Origin of the sequence: Paenibacillus sp. FSL k6-2145 (assembly GCF_037976585.1) — a bacterium.
Taxonomy (GTDB): domain Bacteria; phylum Bacillota; class Bacilli; order Paenibacillales; family Paenibacillaceae; genus Paenibacillus.
Genome location: NZ_CP150267.1, coordinates 5,162,269 through 5,183,458, shown reverse-complemented (window position 1 = coordinate 5,183,458; position 21,190 = coordinate 5,162,269). Strand labels below are relative to the sequence as shown.

The 21,190-nt window shown below is 44.6% G+C and carries 15 protein-coding genes; 5 read left to right on the top strand and 10 right to left on the bottom strand.

The genetic code is table 11. The features are described 5' to 3' along the window. Window positions 1-191 precede the first annotated feature (191 nt). Entirely contained in the window at window positions 192-320 is a 129-nt protein-coding gene (locus tag NZ043_RS23020; RefSeq protein WP_047842809.1) for a DUF4023 family protein, read from the top strand. Window positions 321-415: 95 nt separating this feature from the next. Beyond that, window positions 416-676, top strand: coding sequence for a hypothetical protein (locus tag NZ043_RS23015; RefSeq protein ID WP_091030953.1), 261 nt, complete (start codon window positions 416-418; stop codon window positions 674-676). A gap of 81 nt (window positions 677-757) precedes the next feature. On the opposite strand, the gene NZ043_RS23010 is transcribed toward NZ043_RS23015, so the two are convergent. The 6 genes from NZ043_RS23010 to NZ043_RS22985 all read right to left on the bottom strand — a co-directional run bounded on the left by NZ043_RS23010 (window position 758) and on the right by NZ043_RS22985 (window position 11,970). After that, window positions 758-2,401, bottom strand: coding sequence for an extracellular solute-binding protein (locus NZ043_RS23010; RefSeq protein WP_339309314.1), 1,644 nt, complete (start codon window positions 2,399-2,401; stop codon window positions 758-760). A gap of 342 nt (window positions 2,402-2,743) precedes the next feature. Then, complete coding sequence (locus NZ043_RS23005; RefSeq protein WP_339309313.1) at window positions 2,744-4,423, bottom strand: response regulator; 1,680 nt, start codon at window positions 4,421-4,423, stop codon at window positions 2,744-2,746. Window positions 4,424-4,427: 4 nt separating this feature from the next. Next, window positions 4,428-6,176: a histidine kinase gene (locus NZ043_RS23000; RefSeq protein WP_339309312.1), complete on the bottom strand. Its 1,749-nt coding sequence runs from the start codon at window positions 6,174-6,176 to the stop codon at window positions 4,428-4,430. 94 nt (window positions 6,177-6,270) lie between these two features. Then, window positions 6,271-7,161 (bottom strand): carbohydrate ABC transporter permease, encoded by an 891-nt coding sequence (locus tag NZ043_RS22995; protein WP_127545810.1) that lies wholly within the window; start codon window positions 7,159-7,161, stop codon window positions 6,271-6,273. Between the two features lie 15 nt (window positions 7,162-7,176). Continuing rightward, complete coding sequence (locus NZ043_RS22990) at window positions 7,177-8,082, bottom strand: ABC transporter permease subunit (protein ID WP_339309311.1); 906 nt, start codon at window positions 8,080-8,082, stop codon at window positions 7,177-7,179. Between the two features lie 147 nt (window positions 8,083-8,229). Continuing rightward, window positions 8,230-11,970, bottom strand: coding sequence for an alpha-L-arabinofuranosidase C-terminal domain-containing protein (locus NZ043_RS22985; RefSeq protein WP_339309310.1), 3,741 nt, complete (start codon window positions 11,968-11,970; stop codon window positions 8,230-8,232). 384 nt (window positions 11,971-12,354) lie between these two features. On the opposite strand from NZ043_RS22985, the gene NZ043_RS22980 reads away from it, so the two are divergent. Beyond that, a complete protein-coding gene (locus NZ043_RS22980) occupies window positions 12,355-14,772 on the top strand; it encodes a family 43 glycosylhydrolase (protein WP_339309309.1) in 2,418 nt (805 codons plus the stop codon). 140 nt (window positions 14,773-14,912) lie between these two features. Here the strand turns inward: NZ043_RS22980 and NZ043_RS22975 are convergent, their stop codons facing one another. Continuing rightward, window positions 14,913-15,467 (bottom strand): XRE family transcriptional regulator, encoded by a 555-nt coding sequence (locus tag NZ043_RS22975; RefSeq protein WP_133384619.1) that lies wholly within the window; start codon window positions 15,465-15,467, stop codon window positions 14,913-14,915. Between the two features lie 129 nt (window positions 15,468-15,596). On the opposite strand from NZ043_RS22975, the gene NZ043_RS22970 reads away from it, so the two are divergent. Continuing rightward, window positions 15,597-16,178: a LysE family transporter gene (locus NZ043_RS22970; protein ID WP_289392358.1), complete on the top strand. Its 582-nt coding sequence runs from the start codon at window positions 15,597-15,599 to the stop codon at window positions 16,176-16,178. A 52-nt stretch (window positions 16,179-16,230) separates the two neighbouring features. On the opposite strand, the gene NZ043_RS22965 is transcribed toward NZ043_RS22970, so the two are convergent. Continuing rightward, on the bottom strand, window positions 16,231-17,208 hold the full coding sequence (locus NZ043_RS22965; protein ID WP_339309308.1) for an MBL fold metallo-hydrolase: 978 nt from the start codon (window positions 17,206-17,208) through the stop codon (window positions 16,231-16,233). 463 nt (window positions 17,209-17,671) lie between these two features. Here NZ043_RS22965 and NZ043_RS22960 point away from each other — a divergent pair, with 463 nt between their 5' ends. Then, window positions 17,672-18,649 (top strand): alpha/beta hydrolase, encoded by a 978-nt coding sequence (locus NZ043_RS22960; RefSeq protein ID WP_339309307.1) that lies wholly within the window; start codon window positions 17,672-17,674, stop codon window positions 18,647-18,649. 86 nt (window positions 18,650-18,735) lie between these two features. Here NZ043_RS22960 and NZ043_RS22955 read toward each other — a convergent pair whose 3' ends face one another. Further along, the gene (locus NZ043_RS22955) at window positions 18,736-19,383 is read right to left on the bottom strand and encodes a hypothetical protein (RefSeq protein WP_339309306.1); all 648 of its coding nucleotides are present in this window, start codon (window positions 19,381-19,383) and stop codon (window positions 18,736-18,738) included. A gap of 299 nt (window positions 19,384-19,682) precedes the next feature. Further along, the gene (locus NZ043_RS22950; RefSeq protein WP_339312840.1) at window positions 19,683-21,164 is read right to left on the bottom strand and encodes a DHA2 family efflux MFS transporter permease subunit; all 1,482 of its coding nucleotides are present in this window, start codon (window positions 21,162-21,164) and stop codon (window positions 19,683-19,685) included. Between the last annotated feature and the right edge of the window lie 26 nt (window positions 21,165-21,190).

The window sequence follows — 21,190 nt, the reverse complement described above, 5'->3', positions numbered from 1 at the left end:
ATCCCTTCTTAGTGTGTCTGATCTATCTAGTTTAGACGCATGAACTTCCCATGTCCAGTATGTCCCAACTGACCTAAGCATGTGGAATCAAAATTAAATTTAGCGATGTCACCAAAATAAAATCACTTTCCAGTGGTTATATTAACAATCGGGAATACACATTTTGCTTGTGGAAGGAGCTGTAATTTCAAATGGAAAGTACTCAAGATTTTGTGAAGAAAGTTAACGAAAATGCCGAAAAAGCGCGTCACAATAAAAACAACGGCAAGGGAACGCCAGGGGACAAGTTGCCATCCAAACAGCACTCAACGAATAAGTAGAGTCTATTTATTACACATCATGTCTTCCGTCTAACACCCTTTTCTCTACTTTTCATCTACTATTAAGAACCTTTAATAGAAAAGAGATGATTAGTATGGCTCGTGTCAATGCTGTTCCACAACCGGATCTGGTATTAATTTATTGGTCTAGAAATCCGCTCATTCCCGGTTCTGCGCGCAGAATCCAAAGTGTACGCGTGATTGGTAATACGTCTCCATGTACATTCACACTGGTTCCCGGTGCATTACTGATTAATGCATTAAACTGTTTGTTGGACAATGATATTGGATTCAAAGTGGTGTACCGCCAGAAAACGTCAGCGATCAGTGGAGTTCTGTTATTGAAACGCAAATGATCAGCATCAAAAAATGGTGCCTCCCTTTAGGAGCGCACCATTTTTTCATTTTTCATTCTTGGATTATATCAATTAGTCCTTCTATTGGTTAGCTGCGATGGTATCATTTACTTCTTGTGTGATCTGATCCCCGCCAAGTTTCTTCCAATTGGCTACAAAGTTATCAAACTCGTCAATTGACAAGTTACCATAGATGATTTTCAGAAACGTCTCGGCTCTAAGTTTATCCAGTGTTGCTTGCTTCGTATTCATTGTTCTCGTCGGTGCATAGATGAATTCATTCATGACAATGAGGTCATTATCCCGATAATATTTAATCACACCTTGTGAACTCTCTGGGCCAAAGATACGCTCCATATGCCACTTGTCGAGATTCCCATTCCGATAATCCATAATATCGTCATAGAATAGCTTCGCTTCCAGTTCCAATCCTGACGTATCTCCTGTTTTGAGCGCCTGCTCTACTTCATCCTGTGCCTTCACATTTTTGTTGGCTGGCAGGTTGGAGACCGTTGCATTATGAAAACCAAGACCTGTCAGTCCATTTAAGTAAGCAGCCCGTTCTTCCTTGGCAGACTCACCGAACATTTTTTCAGCCTGGAAATTGAGCAACTTGATTAACGCTTCCGGATGCTCGTAGCCTTTGCGAACGGCAAATATACCGCCCAGACTAAGATGATTCTGTGTTTTTGCTGGTTGATCATCAATCGATTGAACCGGGTAAGCCATCCAGTCGATGTTTTTGTCTTTTTTGATCATGCTGCTAACCTGAAAAGGTGCCCATTGTGGCAGGAAGAACATGCCTGACTTGCCTGCATTCACATCCTCCATCATTTTAGCAAAATCCTTAACGCCAAATTCGGGATCAAGCACACCCTTCTGATACAGAGTCTGAAGCTCACGTAATCCTTCTTTCACTTCCGGTTGAATCGTTCCATTCACGACTTGACCTGAAGCATCCTTAATCCAGGTTTCGAGATAACCATGATAACCAAGCAAGAACGCGTTTATAGGTAAATCTTTATTCAAGGCAATGCCGTACGTATCATCTTTGCCATTTCCGTCTGGATCTTCGAAGGTAAAGGCTTCCGCAATCTGGATGACATCCTGCATGGATTTGGGCGCTTCAAGACCAACCTTTTTCAGCCAATCCTGACGAATCCAGATCATATCCGAGGAATCTAGCGAGCCTGGGAAGCTTACCATTGCATATATTTTCCCATCCTTCGTTACCGGTTTCAAGCCCGCTCCATCTTCAGCGGACATGAACTCCTTCACCAGTTTGGATGCATAATTGTCATATACTTCGGTTAGATCCTCCAGCATTCCCGCTTCATGCAGTTGTTCGAATTGAACAGCACTCACTTTCAGTACATCCGGCAGATCACCACTCGCCAACGTGACATTCATCTTATCGTTATAATTGGCATCCGGAACAATCCATTCGTACGTTACATCAATGCCGAGTTCATCCTTGTACCCTCTGGTCCAGATGTTGTTGGCGTGTGTATCTCCTTGGGCGAGCGATTCTTTCCCCGTTTCATTCATGGTGGAAGTCAATTTAATGGGTGGATCATATTTCGTAAGTGGTCCTCCCGCATCCTGCTGTGTGTTCGACTCAGCTTCCTTCTCGGCACTTCCCGCACCAGACGAACAGGCAGCAAGCGTGGTGGCCAGCACCATGGTTAATGTTAACAATGAGAACTTCTTGAATGATATATTCATGCGAATCCCCCTTTTTTCTCCTCCCGTGAGGTATATAAGATGAACTATAAATATTAAACATCCACTCCGATAGCAGAATAACCTTCCGATCACTGTTATCCCCAGATTTCCTTTATCCCTTTTTCCAAGGGAGAAATCTGTTGATAAAGGCGAGTTTATGCTTACGAAGTAGCTTTCCACAGAAAGCTTTTAGCTCCGCTTCTTCAGATTCTTTCTGCTCTCTCCGTTCATGGTTTAATTGTATTCATCTTATATATATTTTTATTTTATAAAGAAAGCGCTATCACTTCGAGTGTATCCCGTTGACATCTGGTATCTTTGATTTACCATTTGAGACATCATCTAACTTTTCTGATCCCGATACTCTTGAGGGGTGCAGCCTGTTGCTTTTTTGAAGAAACGATAAAAATAATGCTGATCGCTAAATCCAACTTTCGCGGATATTTCATGCATCTTGCAGGAAGAACCCAGAAGCAACTCTTTGCTTCGCTCCACTCTGCGGTCATGGATGTAGTCGGATATGCCTTTGCCTGTAATTCGTTTGTACCAACGCGACAGATAAGAGGGGTTAAGAGAAACTTCCTGTGCGATCCGTGTGAGTGAGAGGTCATCCTCCAGATGGTGCTTGATATAATGATGGATCGTGATCAGAATCTGTGATTGGTCGTTCAGGCGGGCATCGCTTCGTTTGGAGATCATCCATTCGTATGCCGATTGATAAAAGATGACCAGATCGGTCCATGCGGTATGAATATCAAAATGTAACATTCGGGACAGCGATATTTCTTCCATTGCCGATTCATATAACCCCAGTTCATGCAGGACTTCAATGAGTACACTCGCTGCACCCGTATACGTTTTCATGCGAAAGAACGGATCCGGAAGTCCCTCCTTCGCTGCCTCGGTCCATTTATGGAAGGACTCTATCCATTCCCGATCCCCGGCGGTTATTCGCTGTTTGATCTGATCCAGATGCAGCGTTACAACACCCTGTTGATTCATAATGCTAGGGGTGTAAGGTAATTCATCCTGGATATTTACACGCAGCAGCTTCTCCATCCCCAGCCCGGGACTCTCATGAATCGACAGGCGTAACTGCCCGATTGCCTGATTAACCCTGCTCCACTCTACCGCCTGCTCGCTGACCATAATGGATACAGACAGGTTCAAGCAGTCCGCACAGGATTGCTGCACAGACTCCAATGTGCCATAGACAAAACGAAGGGTCTGTACCCAGCTATCCAGCTGACTCCCTTGATCTCCTTGCGTATCAGATACGTGTGACGGATACGTCTCTTGCGATTGAATAAAACACGCGATGACCTGAGTGTCCAGATCAATTGCTTTCACCTTGGCTTTGTCCTGCAGTAGCTCTTCTGCAACATTGGCAACGGCATAGCGGATGAGACTGCGATCCGCCTGAGACTGATAGTTGTTCCACTCCTCTACCCGGATGATCACTGGAATAACGAGTTGATCGGATTCGAAAGGTAGCTGCACAGCATCCAGTTCTTCTTGAAGTGAAACAATATCATGTCTATCCGTTCGCTTAAGCACATCCAGCAGCAATTGACGCTGTAACTGGGGCAGCGCTCGTGGCAATTTACTGCGAAACCAGGCAGCTTGGTAGCGAAAATCATTCTCTTCCGAGATCTGTGTTAATGCCCGTTCTACCGCAGCCCGAATGTGATTCATGCCCTCTGTCTTTAACAGATAATCAACAACGCAAGGATTGCGAATAGCTTGGTGTGCATAATCGAATTCGTTATGACCTGTCAGCAAGAGAACTTTGCATCGTGGCCATCGGTCCATAATCTGCTCAATCAACTGCATGCCATCCATGCCAGGCATACAGATATCACTGAGTACAATATCAATCTTGACCGAGTTCAGCCAATCGATGGCTTCAAAGGCAGAGTATGCTTTAATAATCTCCATATCCTGAAAGTTCGCCTTTTGAAAGAAAGCATACAATCCATCCAAAATAACGGGTTCATCATCTACAATAAGCATCCGCTGCATGTCGCTACTCCCCTTTCCATGGAATCTTCACTATAATGCACAACCCACCGAGCTCACTTCGCTGCGCTGTAAGACCATAGGCAGCCCCGAATTTGATTCTTAATCGCTGATTCACATTCAAGAGCCCGGTTATCTCTTCGTTTCCATGTTTCCGCTCTATTTCCTCAAAGGCAGATTGCAGGTAATTCAACGTTTCGTCGGTTAACTGATCCCCATCATCCTCAATGCGAATGGACAGTTTGTCCTGATCCTGTTGGTACGAAAGTTGTAGAATTCCTCCCTGGCTACGTTTGGCTAGTGCATGCTCAAAGACATTTTCCACGATCGGCTGGATAATAACTCTGGGAATCGAAATCATTTTGTACCTCGCATCCAAATCCTCCAATTCCAATTGAATCCTCGAACCAAACCGGATTTTCTGAATGGATGCATAGACCAGCGCATGGTCAATTTCAGCCCCCAACGACACCTCTGTATGAGAATCCCGAGACATGTACTTGAAATATTGACCCAGATAGTCGGTGAATTCCTGAATGAGCTCCACATTCTCCACCTCAGCCATCTGCTTGATGCTGAACAGACTGTTGTATAAAAAGTGAGGTTGAATCTGGGATTGCAGATGTTTAAGTTCCGCTTCACTTGTTCGAATCCGTGCAACATAATTCTCATCGATCAAAATATGTAAGCGCTCTATCATATGGTTGAATCGAGAGTACAAATAGCCGAATTCATCCCTTCTGGATGAAGGAATATGTACGCTTGTCTGGCCCTGCTCTGCCATCCGGAATCCTCGAATGAGCACCGCTAGCGGTTGGTGAATCGATCTGTAGATCGAAAACGAGAAGACAATAATAATCACAACCGACATGAAGGTGACCATCCATAACCATACGTTGTATTGTTCCAGCGGTGCCCTCAGCACATCTTGCGGTATAGTGGCTGTCAGGGTGAACGAGTGATCCTTATCATGTAACGAATAATAGAGATATGGATCAGATTGAAACTTCGTAACTTGCATGGACTCGGACGGTTCAGGCGAAACTGTTCGAATCGGTTTAACAGGTGCTGGCTGTTCTGAAGAAGAGATCACTACATGTTGCTGTTCACCAAAACTCAGTGTAATCTCACTTTCGCCCGTTTCCGACAGCTGCTGCAAACGATCCTTCAATTCTTCAGCAGACAAGCGTATCCCTAATATGAAATTGGGTGGTTCCTCATGATTCATGTTATATGGATTACTTTTCAGGAAATAGAGATCGTTATTGGAATGTGATAATTCGCCATTCAGATTCCCCATCGAGGCGAGCAGATTCTGCCATTCGTTATCCTCCACGTCGCGAATCCCGTCCGCGGCACTGACCCGTTTGTGTAGAGCAGGAACATAGTACACCACATCACTAATGTAGGGACTTGTCACCATGATCTGAGCCAGCTTATTGTGGATATTGTTCAGACTGGACGTGACTTCATACCTACTCATAATTGCGGCTCGTGTACTTAGTGTGGACATGGTTTCATCAAATGAAAATTCGGTAACCAGCGCACTCATTCGCTCCAATTCGAATTGCAGATGATTATGGTAGAAGTACAATTTGGATTCATGCGCCTTCTCCACCTCCGTCTGCATTTGATTGGAGCTGACTTGCGTAATCATAATGCTTATCCCATACAAGGGCAGAATGACCAGTACAAAAGCAATCATCAGTTTGACAACAATGGATGATTCTCTCCATCTCCCCCGGATGAATCGCAATGTTTCCCTCCTCCTCTCCTCACGCTCTCATCAATAGCAAAAAAAGGAGCCAGAAATCGGCTCCTTCCATCGATCGGTTTTCCTCCTATCGATCTTATCCCTTTACACTTCCAACGACAAGCCCATGAACGAAATACCGCTGCAGGAACGGATACACAAGCAGGATCGGAATAACGGACAAAAAGATCTGGGAAGCTTGGGTGGTTCTATCCGATACCTGACTTAAGAGCGTCGCATCCTCCAGCGTCATCATCTCGCTCTGAATCATCGTCACCTGCTGTAACATGGACTGAAGATACGTAGCGAGTGGGTAACCTTCCGGACTCTTCATATAGATCATGCCATCAAACCAGGCGTTCCAGTGTCCGACCATGGCGAACAACGTAATGGTTGCAATACTGGGAAGTGAAATAGGAAGATAGATGCTGCATAGGGTGCGGAAATGTCCTGCCCCATCCATCCAGGAGGCCTCTTCAAGTTCCTTCGGCAATCCCCGGAAGAAATTAAGCATTAGAAGTACATTAAAGATCGGAACAGCGCCCGGCAGAATCAGAGCCCAGATGGAATCCAACAACCCCGCTTCCTTAACCACCAGGTAACCCGGGATCAATCCTCCACTGAATAACATCGTGAAAACGAAGATCCAGGCATAGAACGTTCTTGAACGGAATTTGGCAGCCTCTTTGGAGAGCGGATAAGCTACCAGAATCGTGAAGATCAGATTGGTCGTAACCCCCAGAACGACACGTAGAAGGCTCGTGCCGAATGAGTTCAGGAATTGCTGATTTTCCAGAATGTATTGATATGAGGACAACGTAAAATCCACAGGCCAGAATGTGACACTGCCTGCTTTTACCGCATCACTCGAACTAAAGGAAATCGCTAATATATTCACAATCGGGAACAGGCATAACAAGGCAAGAATCGTCAGGATGACGTAGTTAAACCCTAGGAACCACCGATAGGCTCTTGAAGCGTGGTGCATGATTCTGCCTCCTTTCTAGAATATCCGATAATTCGCGAACCGATAGGCCAAGAAATAACCAAGTCCGATAAATATGAAGGACACGACAGATTTGATCAGACCCAACGCTGTCGAGACGGAATACTGTGCATCTTGCAATCCGATCCGATAGATCATCGTATCCAAAATATCTCCTGACTCATATACCAGTGGGTTATAGAGGTTAAACACTTGGTCAAAGCCACCGTTGAGTACATTTCCCAGACTAAGCGTTACCATCAAAATTACGATCGGGCGAATGCCTGGCAGTGTAATATGCCATGTCTGTTTCCATCTTCCCGCACCATCCATAACAGAGGCCTCATACAGAGATTTATCAATATTCGTGAGGGCAGCCAGATAGATAATGGTCCCGAATCCGAATTCTTTCCATTGGTCTGTAATGACAAGTATGTGAGGGAACCACTCATTACTGGCCAGGAATTGAATTGGGTCAATGCCCACGGCTTTTAACAACATATTAACGATCCCGGTGCTTGGAGATAACACATCCACGATGATTCCCGCCAGAATAACCCAGGAGAAAAAGTGAGGCATATAGATTACCGTCTGAATCGTTCGCTTAAATCCTGTCTTGCGAACCTCGTTGAGCAATAAGGCTACAAGTACCGGAATAACCAAGCCAGACACAATTTTCATCGTTGATATAAATACCGTATTCCATACAACCTGCGAGAACCCCGGCAGATCGAACAGATACCTGAAATTGTCCAAACCCACCCAATTCATATTTTTGAATCCGGCAATGGGAGAGAAATTCTGAAAGGCAATAGAGAGCCCCGCCATCGGAATGTAACCGAATACAATAATAATGAGCAGTCCAGGCAGAATCATGAGATGAAGCGGAACGTTTCGGATAAATTGTTTGTATTTGGAACGCATAGCTGACTCCTCCTTCAACGTTAATTATAGGAGCAGCCAGATCACCGCAATAGTGTGGGCTATTTACTTTGGGTATCTTTTGTTGACCCTCTGCACTGGAACGCCAAAAAACCGCGATAATCGCGGTCTCTTGTTCATGATATGAATTTAATTCAGAATATCCATAACTAATACATTCACTGAATGAGCTGTTAAGTTAACGACCACCGATGTCTCGGACAGTGTGATCTCCTGTTCTTGGGGAACCACTTTCTCATCATTCTTCTGATTCACATTCGGAATATGCACCAAATGATCTTCTCCAGTAAGTGTGATCAGTCTGGCTGAAGCATCAACCTTCAGATCCTGAAGGCAAATCCGGGTTGATTTATCTACACCATCTGCATTGACCAGTTTCACATACACATGATGTTCATCTTTCGTAACAGAGTGGAATACTTCCCGGTTGTAAGCTTCCAGCTTGTAATCCAGAACCTTGCTGATATTACGTCCGTCTGTATAGGAACAAATCAGATTTTTCCCTGTATCCCCACCATAGTTAACCGTGATTGTATAATCGGTCCCATTCTCGAGTGGTTCATAATTGGCCGCTCTCAGGTTACCTGCTGCCGAGCTGGATGAATAGTCTCCCAGTGTATAACCCTCAATACCTTGTTTGTACACCTTCACGCCTGTTGCATTCCCCCCGTAACTGATTGCGTACTCGATAACATCCTTGTTCTCCGGCGAGATATCCGTCAGTCCTACACCGATGTAAAAACCATCTTCACCTGAAATTCTTTCAGCCTCAACGTGAACTTTGTAGTTGGTCCATTCGTCATTCAGCAGATACAATCCATTTAATCCACTTGATTGTGCGTTCAAGATGAGTCCTTTTCCTGGGGTTAACGTATATCCTTTCGATCCTGGAATCTGTCTCCATGCCTCACTAGGCTCTGTACGTTCCCTGAAATCTTCATCTAGCAGTATGGTGCCATCCACATTGGACGTCACCGTGACTCGTTTCACCACGATGTCTGCATGGCCTGTTGCAATCTCGATGCCTCCACGAGGAATGAGATTCAGCGGTTTGCCTTTGCTATAGGTGGAGAATGAAGTCTCAAGCACCTGATCCCCTACATATTTTGCAAAAAGCTGCTGTACATAATAATTCGGTGTATACCATACTGTTTCATCATCAAACCAGATGCAGTCTGGCGTCCAGCGGTAAGTACCGTCCGTTAGTACTTTGTTGAACAATGGCGCATAGGCAGCCAAACGAACAACGTCTGCATTATTTTCAAACCCAGTCATGATCGCAGCTTCCGCAACCGCACCTGCCAGCGTGTTTTTGTCCGTGGAAGCATATTCTCCCACAAATACTTTGGATGTTTCTTTCCAATCGATACTTCCGTCTTCATGAAAGGCCCGGTCATAGTAGTTGTACCGATCTACGTTATTCAGCAGATATTCATTGGATCGATAATAGTGCTCATCCGCGATGGTATCCATGTAATTCTCCTGGTTCTCATACCAGGTTACGGTCTCTTCAATCACCTCTGTACCATCTGCAAAAGCAACCTGAGCTGATCCGGTCAGATTCCCGCTGAGGAATTTCCATCCTTCTTGGTACGCATCATCATCCGCCTGAGCACCAACCGTCGAGATAATGTGCAGCTCATGATCAGGATAGTTCTGTTTCATGTAGTCATCTATTGAACGTTTGAATACTTCGAAGTTGGCAAAAAATTCAGTGCCCCAGTTCTCATTGCCTACGCCCAGATAACGAAGATCAAACGGTTCAGGATGGCCCATCTGGCTTCGTACCGCTGCCCATTCGTTGTGTTCAAAGTCTGTACTGAGCGCAAAGTCGATCAGGTCTGTAAAGTTGCGGATATAATAATCCCTTAAAGCGCCACCCGCAGGGTGAGCATAATCCGAGCGTGCCTGACACAACACACCGCAAGCCATGACTGGAATTGGAGCGGCATTCAGATCTTCCGCCAGTTGGAAGTACTCCATATAACCGAGGCCCATCGTCATCATGTAACCCCAGACATTATAATTTTCTTTGCGGAGCTCAACCGGACCCACAGAATCCTTCCAGTCATATACGTTATCCCAGATAAATGACCCCTCCGAGATACATCCTCCCGGAAAACGCAAGAACTTCGGATGCAGATCTGCGAGTGCCTGGATTAGATCTTTTCTCAATCGATAGTTCGGGTTACCTGTGTAGTTGGCATGTGCTGTAGCCGATATTCCCTCTTCTGTCGGATCAGCTCCCCATACATTCTGAGGGACTAAGGACACCATATCGATGGAGATGTCACCTGCAAACGTAAGTGCCAGTTGACCAAGTACAGTCTCTGTTCCGATCAGAGACAAACCGTATTTCTTCCATGTGTTCCCGCCTTCAACATGTAGCGTTACCGAATCACTGATGGAAGTGTCACTTCCATCCTGCAATTGAATAGTGATCGTTCCTGCCAATTCTGCTTTTGCCCATACGGTAAAGTTATATGATTCACCCTGCTTGATGGACATGGCACAATGCTGGTTGGAGTCTGAGAATCCACGATTTCGAATCGTTGCCCCATCCTGAACCGTGACATAATAAGCATTTACTTCAGGGTCTTCCACATTAAAGTGAACATTCAGTCCATTCGTATGCTGCACGAGCATTTTCTCCGTATCGCCTGACCAGGCAAACAAAGGTTCACGATTTCGACCTGTCGAACAACCACATTCTCCAGAGTCATGCGAGTATGTATCAAATGCAAAAGATTCAAATGATCGATTCTGAACAAGCTCTGCATAGATTCCGCCATCTGCCGCGTTGTTAATATCCTCATAGAAAAGCCCATACATGACTTCACTGATATCAGCCAACTTTTGATCTCCATGGATGGTGACGGTATAAGGCGGGACATGCGCCGGCACAACAGATACGTCAAAGCTTTGACTCAGCTTGCTTTCACCTTTCGTCAGAAGCGCACGAAGCGTAACTTCTTGTGCCGATGTGATTACCTGAACTTCTCCATTCTCGGACAAGACTTCCGGCTCACTGGAACTCCAATTCACTGTCACTTTACCACCCAACAAATCTGCAGGCAGTGACACATCTTTGGTGATGATTCGGTTGGCGAAGGACAAGTACTTGTCTGCGGCAAGCTTCACAATCCCTTCATCTGTCAGTGATTCACACATCACTTCAATGACTTCATCCATGGTGAGCGCTGCCCCATAGATCCGAAAGTCGGATAACGAACCTGCAAAATCCACATCCGCTGCGTATTGGGATCGTCCAATATAATTCTGGCTGTAGTTCTCAGGGTCCTTGAACGTATCAAACCATTCGCGCAATTTGGCATAATTGCCACTGGATGTCTGACTGATCGAGCCGTCTGCGGCCTTCTCCCCATTCACATATACAATTGGACCCGCACTGCTCAACGTTCCCCCTTGGCTGCCTGCTACGGAGAGTGCAATATGCAACCATTCTCCGCTTGCAACTCCTCGACTTGGGTGGACAACCAGATTATCTCCGGCGTATAACGTACCCAGAAGCTGACGTGTCAAAAATAAATATGGTCCCTTCTCCCCTTTGCCAAAGTCAAAAATGCGCTCCCACACATTGGACCCCTTGCCCAGAAACACCCAAGTGGCAATCGTAACTCCTGTGTTATCGCTTACATCTCGAAGCAGATTCGAAGGTAATTGCAGATAAGAGGTTCCATTCGCTCCCCCGTTGAAAGTCACCGCCGTTCTACCTTTCAACTCGGATACCACAGGTAGGATCTCACCTTTGGCTATACCATCATGTCCCTTACCGGAGCTGTCCTTCCCGATCTGAACGGCATCTTCGAACGTGTATTGTGCGATTAATTGATTTTGATATGTGCTCATGTTCTTACCTCCTATGTAGTTGGGAATTGTCGGTTCACATTTTAATTCGTATTAATATAAAATGATTGATAAATAGTTAAACACATTTCTTAAACGTAATAATATCGCATCATCGATCCCCATTTCAATCCTAAATTTGAGAAAGACAACTGGTTTATTTGAATGTAATGACCTTTATCGGCTCTTTCCGTCTCTTATTTATTTTTCATTTTACTGTTAGAAACATTAGATTTATGGTTTACAAACATATAAATCAATTGATAATATAACAAATGAAAGCGCTTGATATGACGAAATACTCAAAGGAGGTCTGCCGAACCTTATATCGTGTGTTGCCAAGTATCGGTTGATTTTTCATTCCGGGGAATAGGAAAGGGGAAACGTATGAAACGTTATTGGGTTCGCGTACTTAACATTTCTGTACTAAGCACCACTTTACTTACTGCAACAACTTTGGCACCGGTCTCGGTGTTCGCAAATGATTCAGGGGCAACCGTGGGTAACTCGCAGACTTCCACCACACCTTTCGCAAATCCTTCTCCATCATTCAAAAATGTTTCCGTTCATGACCCTTCTGTCATTAAGGTGGATGATACGTTTTATATTTTTGGTTCACACCTGCAAGTGGCTAAGTCCAAAGACTTTCTGAACTGGGATCTGGTCGCATCGGGTGTTACGGATAACAACCCTGTTGTCCCCAATGTAACCCAGGAATTCGCTGAAGCGCTGGAATGGGCGCAGACGGATACGTTATGGGCAGCAGATGTCATTCAATTGGCCGACGGTAAATTTTATATGTACTACAATGCTTGTAAAGGCGACTCTCCCCGATCAGCTCTCGGCATTGCTGTCGCAGACAATATCGAAGGGCCTTATAAGGATCAAGGCATTCTGTTGAAATCCGGCATGTGGGATCAGATCAGTGAAGATGGTACCATTTACGATGCAACGATTCATCCCAATGTGGTTGATCCTGATGTCTTCTATGATAAAAACGGCAAGTTATGGATGGTGTATGGCTCGTATTCCGGAGGGATTTTCATTCTGGAGATGGACGCGACGACAGGCAAACCACTGCCAAATCAAGGTTATGGCAAAAAGCTGACCGGAGGCAATCATAGTCGTATTGAAGCCCCTTACATGCTCTATAGTCCGGAAACCGATTATTATTATCTATACCTGTCTTACGGTGGACTAGGTGCTGACGGAGGATACAACATCCGTGTTGCTCGCTCCCAAACACCGGATGGACCTTTCCTAGATGCTGAAGGAAACGATATGATCAACGTTAAAGCGGACAAGGATAAACCGTTGTTTGACGATCGTTCTATTGAGCCTTTTGGAGTCAAATTAATGGGGAACTTCCTGTTTGAGAGACAGATCGGTGATCCGGGCACAGGCCTAGGTAGCGGGTATGTATCGCCAGGACACAACTCTGCTTATGTTGATCCGGAGACTGGCAAACAATTTCTCATCTTCCATACTCGCTTTCCAGGGCGTGGCGAAGAGCATGAAGTTCGCGTACACGAGATGCATATGAATGCAGATGGTTGGCCCGTTGTTTCTCCGTATCGCTATGCGGCCTTGGGAGAAGATACAACGCAACTGACAACTCAGGAGATCGCTGGTCAGTACCAATGGGTGAATCATGGCAAGGACATCACGGCGGACATCAAGCCATCCCAGACCGTACAGTTCACAGCAGATGGGCAGATTCATGGTGCCGTGACAGGAACATGGAGTCTTGGTGCAGACAACAAGGTTCAGATCACTTCGAATAACATTGTGTACAAAGGCACTTTCACACATGAATGGAATTCTGAATCTCAAAGTACGGTTCTGACCTTTAGCGCCCTCTCCTCCTCCGGGATAGCCATCTGGGGAAGTCAAAGTGTTGAACGGAGTGATCAGGACATTGTAGATGCGGTGAAAAAGGACCTGAGCATTAGCAATACGGATCAAGTGTTCTTTAATCTGTCTCTGCCTACCAAGGGAACAAGTGATGCAGACATTACGTGGAAAAGCTCCAATGCTTCGGCTCTATCCACTACAGGTGTAGTGCAGCGACCACGCGCTGGTAAGGGCGATGCCAAAGTGAAATTAACCGCAACGATTCGTAAAGGAACTGCGGTAAGCTCCAAAACGTTTAACGTTATCATTCCACAGCAAGCGGTAAGCCCATTGCTCGGGGAGTATACTTTTGAACACAAGAAAATTGGCAAAGTCGCACAGGATTACAGCAAAAACGAATATCACGGACAAGCCTTTAACGTGGTCAGTTCTGCTGCAAGTGGCAAAAATCAGGCTGCTGCATTCAATGGGACTGACAGTTACATCCAGTTACCTGGACTCATTACAGATACAACGGATTTCACGTTTAGCGCCTGGGTCAATTGGGACGGCGGCGGGTCTTGGCAACGTATTTTCGACTTTGGAAATGGCTTGACGAGGCATATGTTCCTTACTCCCTCCCAACATAATGGGGCATTGCAATTCACCATTCATAATGAGGGACGGGATCAGAGCCTGATTGCAGCAAATCCACTGCCTTCCAAAGAGTGGGTTCATGTGGCTGTAACCCTTCAGGGTGATGTGGGTACTCTATATGTGAATGGTACATCGGTTGCTAGTAGCTCTGAGATTACTTTTAACCCGAAAGATCTGCAGGTAACGGAAGCTTATGTAGGCAAGAGTCGTTATGCGGCTGATCCGTTCTACAAAGGCAGCTTGGATAACGTAAGAGTATATGATAAAGCATTAACAGCCAAGGAAATCCAGCGTCAGGCCAAAGAAAAGCCTTAACTTAGAGTCCACTATCACAAGCGGTTGGTCTCCATAGTGCACACATCAATAAAGCAGCCAATGTTTTGAACTGAACCCTTTGTTATACATGACTAACAAGGGAGTTGCAGTTCGTTACATCAGGCTGCTTTATTGTCACTTCACTTCGAATAATGAATAACCATGCTTAACTTGATAGCCGAAGCTCCGGGATTAATATAGGCATGGGGCTTGTCTGCTCGGAAACGGATCGACTCCCCTGAACTCACCATATATTCTTCCGTCCCCACCCGAATCGTAACTTCACCCTCAAAAACAGTAATAAATTCTTCAGTTCCTTCGATGTGCGATTCAGCACTTAAAGAAGATTCTACATCCATCTCCATCATGTACATTTCAAAGCGACGTCCTTCTTCAAAAGGAAAATGCGGATATATTCGAACCCTGCCCTCATCTTCCATCAATACTTGAATATCATCCCCCGTTACAACGGTAGTATCTGACTTCGGCTCGTGGATCAAAGCAGTGAAGGAGGTTTTCAGGCCATTAGCAATCTTCCATACGGTTGCAATGGATGGATTGGATTCACCACGTTCAATCTGACCAAGCATGGTCTTGCTAATGCCAGACATTTCGGCGACCTTGTCCAGACTAAGTTTTCTTTGTTCCCTAAGCTGTTTCAGGTTCTGAGCAAGAATACTATTAATGTTTTTCAAAATCCACCCTCCTCATTTTATAATTATGTTGTGCTATATAACGCACATGTTGTACAATAATAAAGACCGTACGCTATAACGTACATTTCAGGTCATTATATCATACAACTAAGAAAACGTGGAGGAACCATGAACATCATACCTTTAGTGACCTATGCAATCATCGCTTCATTTACACCCGGACCCAACAATATCATTTCCATGACGCATGCCAGAAATCAGGGGTTCCGCAAGACCCTTCCGTTTATTAGTGGAGTCGCAGCCGGCTGCCTGCTTATTATGTTTCTGTCCAGTTATTTCAACCTTATTCTTCATCAATATATTCCTAGAATCACACCCGTCTTAAACGTGTTAGGATGTGTGTACATGCTCTATCTGGCGCTCAAAATCATGCGAAGTAAACCTGCAGATGTGCAAGAAAACAAGGTCAATCATTATTCATTTCTATTTGGGTTCACCCTGCAATTCATCAATCCCAAAGTCATTCTGTATGGGCTTACTGCCATATCCGTTTTTGTTCTGCCTCTTGGGCAGTCCCATGTTCAATTAATTGTATTTTCCTTACTGCTCACCTTCATCGGTATTAGTGCCAATATGACCTGGGCGTTCGGTGGCATGTTATTCCAGAGCTTTTTATTAAGATACGAGCGTCCTGTTAATATCGTGATGGGTATGTTGTTAATTTACAGTGCACTATCAATCCTGATGTAAAATCTAATAGAAAAAGCGTCCACTCATTCAATGAGCTGAACGCTTTTATTTTTTATCCTAATTCCGGTCTCCACCATGGATGTGTAGGATAATCCTCCGTATGAAGCACAACCTTCTCGCCGATTTTGGGAGTTGCAATCTTAACGTTCAAAGCATGTGCAGCCTTCGTAATCCGTTCAACTGGTTCATTCCAGGCATGGTAGGCCAGCGTAAATGCTGCCCAATGAATCGGGATAAGCAACTTACCCTCCACATCCAAGTGTGCTTGCACTGTTTCTTCCGGCATCATGTGAATGTTGGACCACCGCTCGTCATATTGTCCACATTCCATCAACGTCAGGTCAAATGGACCGTATTTACTGCCAATTTCCTTGAAATGAGGACCGTATCCGCTGTCCCCACTAAAGAACACCTTTGTATGTTGTCCAGCTATAACCCACGAACACCACAAGGTAGAATTACGGTCGAATAATCCTCTGCCCGAAAAATGTCTTGCTGGCGTACAAGCAAATGTTAGACCTTTGAACGATAACTCTTCCCACCAGTTATGCTCGGTAATCTGTTCCGAAGGCACACCCAGTTGAATTAGCCGTCGACGTACCCCAAGCGGTACGATAAATCGCTTTGTTTTATCCTTCAATCTGCGAATGGAGTCATAATCCAGATGATCATAATGGTCATGCGATATAATGATTGCATCTAGCGTTGGGAAATCCTCCGGTTGAATCGGTAAATTGGTGCTGTAACGTTTGGTACCCACCCAGGATACTGGGGATGGACGATTACCCAGCATCGGATCAAAGAGCAACCTGTGCCCTTCAATTTCAAGCAAAAAAGCCGAATGTCCGAACCATGTAACCTGTGGATTATCGGATGCACTGAAAGATTCAGCAGGTTCACATATCTCCATGGGTATCGTGCCAGATGGCCTCCGCTCTACATTGCCACGCATGGAATCTCTCAATATACTGATTAGGGACTTGAAGTTCATGCCTGCTGATGTCGGGAGCTGATTTTCGTATTTTGTCATTATACATACCTTCTGTTCTATATAATCAATCTGTGATTCAATATTTGGATGAGATATATTCAACTATATCAGTTGAACTACACATTAACACTAGAACGTAGAGGACAGAAATAACCTGAAGAAGCGGAGCTAAAAGCTTTCTGGGGAAAGCTGCTTCGTAAGCATAAACTCGCCTTTATCACCAGATTTTCACCGTTATAAAAGTGAATTAAAAAAATCTGGGGATAACAGCGATCGGAAGGTTATTCTGTCATCGGAGTGAGCAGTGTAAATATTCTTTAGTTCAACTTATATCGTAGCTATATATTAATTCATTGGCCGTTGATATTCAATTTTCGGCAGACACGTCCTCCCCGCATGATCGAAAATAAACTGAATTAAGATAGAATTAAGACTCTGTTTTCTCTCGTATAAGATTGAAGTTATATGATAGGGAAAATACATGGAGAGTATGTGATAGAACATGAAGAAATGGCGTAAAAGATTAGTTAAGTTTTTGATATTTGACCTCGCAGTAATTCTGTTGCTTCTGGGTACAGGCGTGATCTACCAACAAGTAGGGGTAAGGCAGGATGCAAAAATACTCGTACCTCCTGGAAAGCTCTACAAAGTCCATGGAGACAATATGCATCTATATACTGGTGGAGAAGGCGATGTAACAGTAGTGCTCGCTTCTGGCTGGGGGACCGCTAATCCCTATGTAGATTATTATCCATTATATGAAAAGCTTGCTCCCAACACAAAATTCGCTGTATATGATCGATTTGGCTATGGATACAGTGATCAGACCGATAAGAAACGTGATGTCGATACCGTAGCTGAAGAATTACACGAGTTGTTGCAGGTATCTGGACAGAAGCCACCTTATGTATTAGTTGGACATTCACTCGGCTCGCTGGAAACCATCCGTTTCGCACAAAAATATCCGGATCTCGTCAAGGGTATCGTCATGATTGATGGCGGAAGCCCCGAATATTATTCAAATGACGATGACTCTTTGGCAGACACAATTGGTGGTTTTGCGAATAAATTACGTATCCAAACCGGACTATTCCGCCTCTCAATGCAATCTGACTTGGTTGTCGAAACTTCCAATGCCAATCGTAATGAACTGAAACTTGTACCCGAAGATCTGAAAAAATTGGATACAACTGCGCTGTTGCACAACTATGGTAATGCTAACACGTTGGATGAATTACGTGAAATAGCTGCCAATGCCAAAGTGGTTGTAGATCACAAGCAAACCTTAGCGTTTCCACTCACCATACTGACGGCTGATTACCTTGGTGCAAGTGAACCCGAATGGGATAAATCACAATTAGAATTCAAATCTTGGTCAGATGATTCAAAACAGGTAACCATTAAAGATACCGATCATTACATCCATCAATATCGACCTGACCTCGTTGCGGATGAAATATTGGCCCTGGTGAAGAAGTAACGTACACTCTGCTAAAGTAAGCTATGTTATATCATGAAAGAAACCCCGAAGATTCTCTAATATCTTTGGGGTTTTAAGTATGAGATTTATTGTGCTATCGCCAGTCTTGGCCGTTGGGACCTGAAATCGCTGAAAGCTTGTTCGATCTCTAATGAAGTCAACTGGTGACGATAAAAGTACTGTTCCATCGCCTCCATTTCGGTACGATCGCCATTGTAGATGTTATCAATTCTACGAATGACCTGGTTATATAAGCTCTCACGTCTGGCGTTCACAGGTTCACACAACCAAAAGTTCGTTCTCTTCACATCACCTGTCTTGGTCCAGAGCAAATTCTCATATCGGATGACATCCCAGTCCCAATATCCAGCATGAATCTGCTGAAGTTCCGTCGTAAACATATCGTATATTAAGTTGTGAGGAATGTGTCCATAGGTCTTACGGTACTCTTTCAGCTTGAATGCTTCAATCCACTCTGTCAGGGTGTACTCACCTGGTGAATACGCATACAATTTAGGTGCATAAGGATTACTTTGTAATGCTCTAAGTGCTTCACTTTCCATCTCCCCATCCAATCTTGCACGTGAAGCATATACCTTGAGACAATAGTCTTGCAATCTATATACAACCGAGCTATTACTAATAAGCGAAGCCTGTAGGGTGAGATGGCCGTTTTTTTCGTAGTGCAACAGCATCTTTTCAATGTTATTGCCAATGGGATTGATGATGATCATAATGATGTCTCCTTGATTAAAAATAAAATATAAACCGTTTTCGAATTGGTTAAAAATTGTACTAATACATTCTATATTACCCTTTTATATTAGTATGAACATATACAATTTTGCCGGAACATGAAGTATTTGCTCTGAAATTCATTCTTTAAACCGCCGTATTCCGGCTACATTTTTACTCTAAAGGCTGTAACCCGTTTCACGTCAACACCAAAAAAGATAGAATAAATAACGCAAAAAAGCGATGCATCCTTATGGGTAAGGACGCATCGCTCTTCATTTTACGTAGTTTACATTAATTAATGCATTGGACCTTGTTGTCCAGCTTGCGCTCCAACTTTGACCCGTTTCACAAAGAGTGAAATGATCAGTCCGATTACGGCAAGAACCAATGCAAAGACAAATGCATTTTGTACACCTGACGTGAAACCAGCCAACTGGTTCTCCGGGGTCTCAGGGTTCGCCACACTGCTCAAGAATCGAGTCTGTCCTGCGCTCAGGATACTTACTGCCACAGCCGTACCAATAGCACCGGAGACTTGTTGCAGTGTATTCATAATCGCAGTGCCGTGAGGGTAGAACTCAGGAGGCAATTGGTTCAAACCGTTCGTTTGTGCAGGCATCATGATCATCGAAATACCAACCATCATGAATACGTGCAATGTAATGATCGTGCCAAGGGAAGTTGTTGCTTCGATGCCTGTATACAGGAACAAAACAATGGATACGATAGCCATCCCGATAATAACCAGCCATTTTGGACCAAACTTGTCGAACAGACGTCCCATGATTGGAGACAAGAATCCATTCAGCAAGCTACCTGGCAACAGGACTAGTCCAGCAGTCAACGCTGTAACCGCCATACCTTGTTGCAAGTACATCGGCAGAATCAACATCGAAGACAGCATCATCATCATCGAGATGAAGATCAGGATCAGACCAATCGTGAACATCGGATATCGGAATGCACGCAGATCCATCATTGGCTGCTTCATTCTTAGCTGACGGATACTGAATAACAGCAAGGACAACACACCAATAACGAGAGTAGCAACAACAACCGGACTAGTCCAGCCTCCGCCAGTTTCCCCGTGTCCCCCTGCGCTACTGAAGCCGTATACGATACCACCAAAACCAAGGGTAGAAAGGATAATGGACAGTACGTCAATTTTGGGCTTGGTCAATTTCGAAATATTCGGCAAGAACAGCAAGCCACATACCAGTGAGATAATGAAGAACGGCAAGGAGATCCAGAAGATCCAGTGCCAGCTCAGATTAGCCAGGATCAGACCGGAGATACTCGGACCGCTTGCTGGCGCAAACATGATAACCAAACCGATCAATCCCATGGCAGCACCACGTTTTTCAATCGGGAAAATAACCAATATCGTGTTAAACATCAGTGGCAGCAACAGCGCTGTACCTACAGCCTGTAATACCCGTGCCACCAACAGAATTTCGAAGCTAGGTGCAAGCGCAGCAACAAATGTGCCTGCAATGGAGAAAATCAGGGACGTTGTGAACAGCTGTCTAGTTGAAAACCATTGCAACAGCATACCTGATACCGGCACCAGGATTCCCAACACAAGCAGGTAACCTGTGGTTAACCATTGAATCGTTGTAGGTCCAACTTCAAGCAGACCCATAAGTGGTGTCAAAGCCACGTTTAATGCCGTTTCCCCAAACAGGCCAATAAAGCCGCTCAGCAGCATTGCGAACAAAATCGGAAAAACCTTGTATTGCTTAGTTTCTTGTTGATTCTGTGCAGAATCAGCCTTCATGGAAACCTCCACGATCCCATCCTCCT

Coding starts and splice junctions, on each gene's coding strand:
- NZ043_RS22955 (WP_339309306.1), bottom strand. CDS start 19,383: ATGATCATCATCAATCCCATTGGCAATAACATTGAAAAGATGCTGTTG.
- NZ043_RS22980 (WP_339309309.1), top strand. CDS start 12,355: ATGAAACGTTATTGGGTTCGCGTACTTAACATTTCTGTACTAAGCACC.
- NZ043_RS22960 (WP_339309307.1), top strand. CDS start 17,672: ATGAAGAAATGGCGTAAAAGATTAGTTAAGTTTTTGATATTTGACCTC.
- NZ043_RS22985 (WP_339309310.1), bottom strand. CDS start 11,970: ATGAGCACATATCAAAATCAATTAATCGCACAATACACGTTCGAAGAT.
- NZ043_RS23010 (WP_339309314.1), bottom strand. CDS start 2,401: ATGAATATATCATTCAAGAAGTTCTCATTGTTAACATTAACCATGGTG.
- NZ043_RS22995 (WP_127545810.1), bottom strand. CDS start 7,161: ATGCACCACGCTTCAAGAGCCTATCGGTGGTTCCTAGGGTTTAACTAC.
- NZ043_RS22970 (WP_289392358.1), top strand. CDS start 15,597: ATGAACATCATACCTTTAGTGACCTATGCAATCATCGCTTCATTTACA.
- NZ043_RS23020 (WP_047842809.1), top strand. CDS start 192: ATGGAAAGTACTCAAGATTTTGTGAAGAAAGTTAACGAAAATGCCGAA.
- NZ043_RS22965 (WP_339309308.1), bottom strand. CDS start 17,208: ATGACAAAATACGAAAATCAGCTCCCGACATCAGCAGGCATGAACTTC.
- NZ043_RS23015 (WP_091030953.1), top strand. CDS start 416: ATGGCTCGTGTCAATGCTGTTCCACAACCGGATCTGGTATTAATTTAT.
- NZ043_RS22950 (WP_339312840.1), bottom strand. CDS start 21,164: ATGAAGGCTGATTCTGCACAGAATCAACAAGAAACTAAGCAATACAAG.
- NZ043_RS22990 (WP_339309311.1), bottom strand. CDS start 8,082: ATGCGTTCCAAATACAAACAATTTATCCGAAACGTTCCGCTTCATCTC.
- NZ043_RS23005 (WP_339309313.1), bottom strand. CDS start 4,423: ATGCAGCGGATGCTTATTGTAGATGATGAACCCGTTATTTTGGATGGA.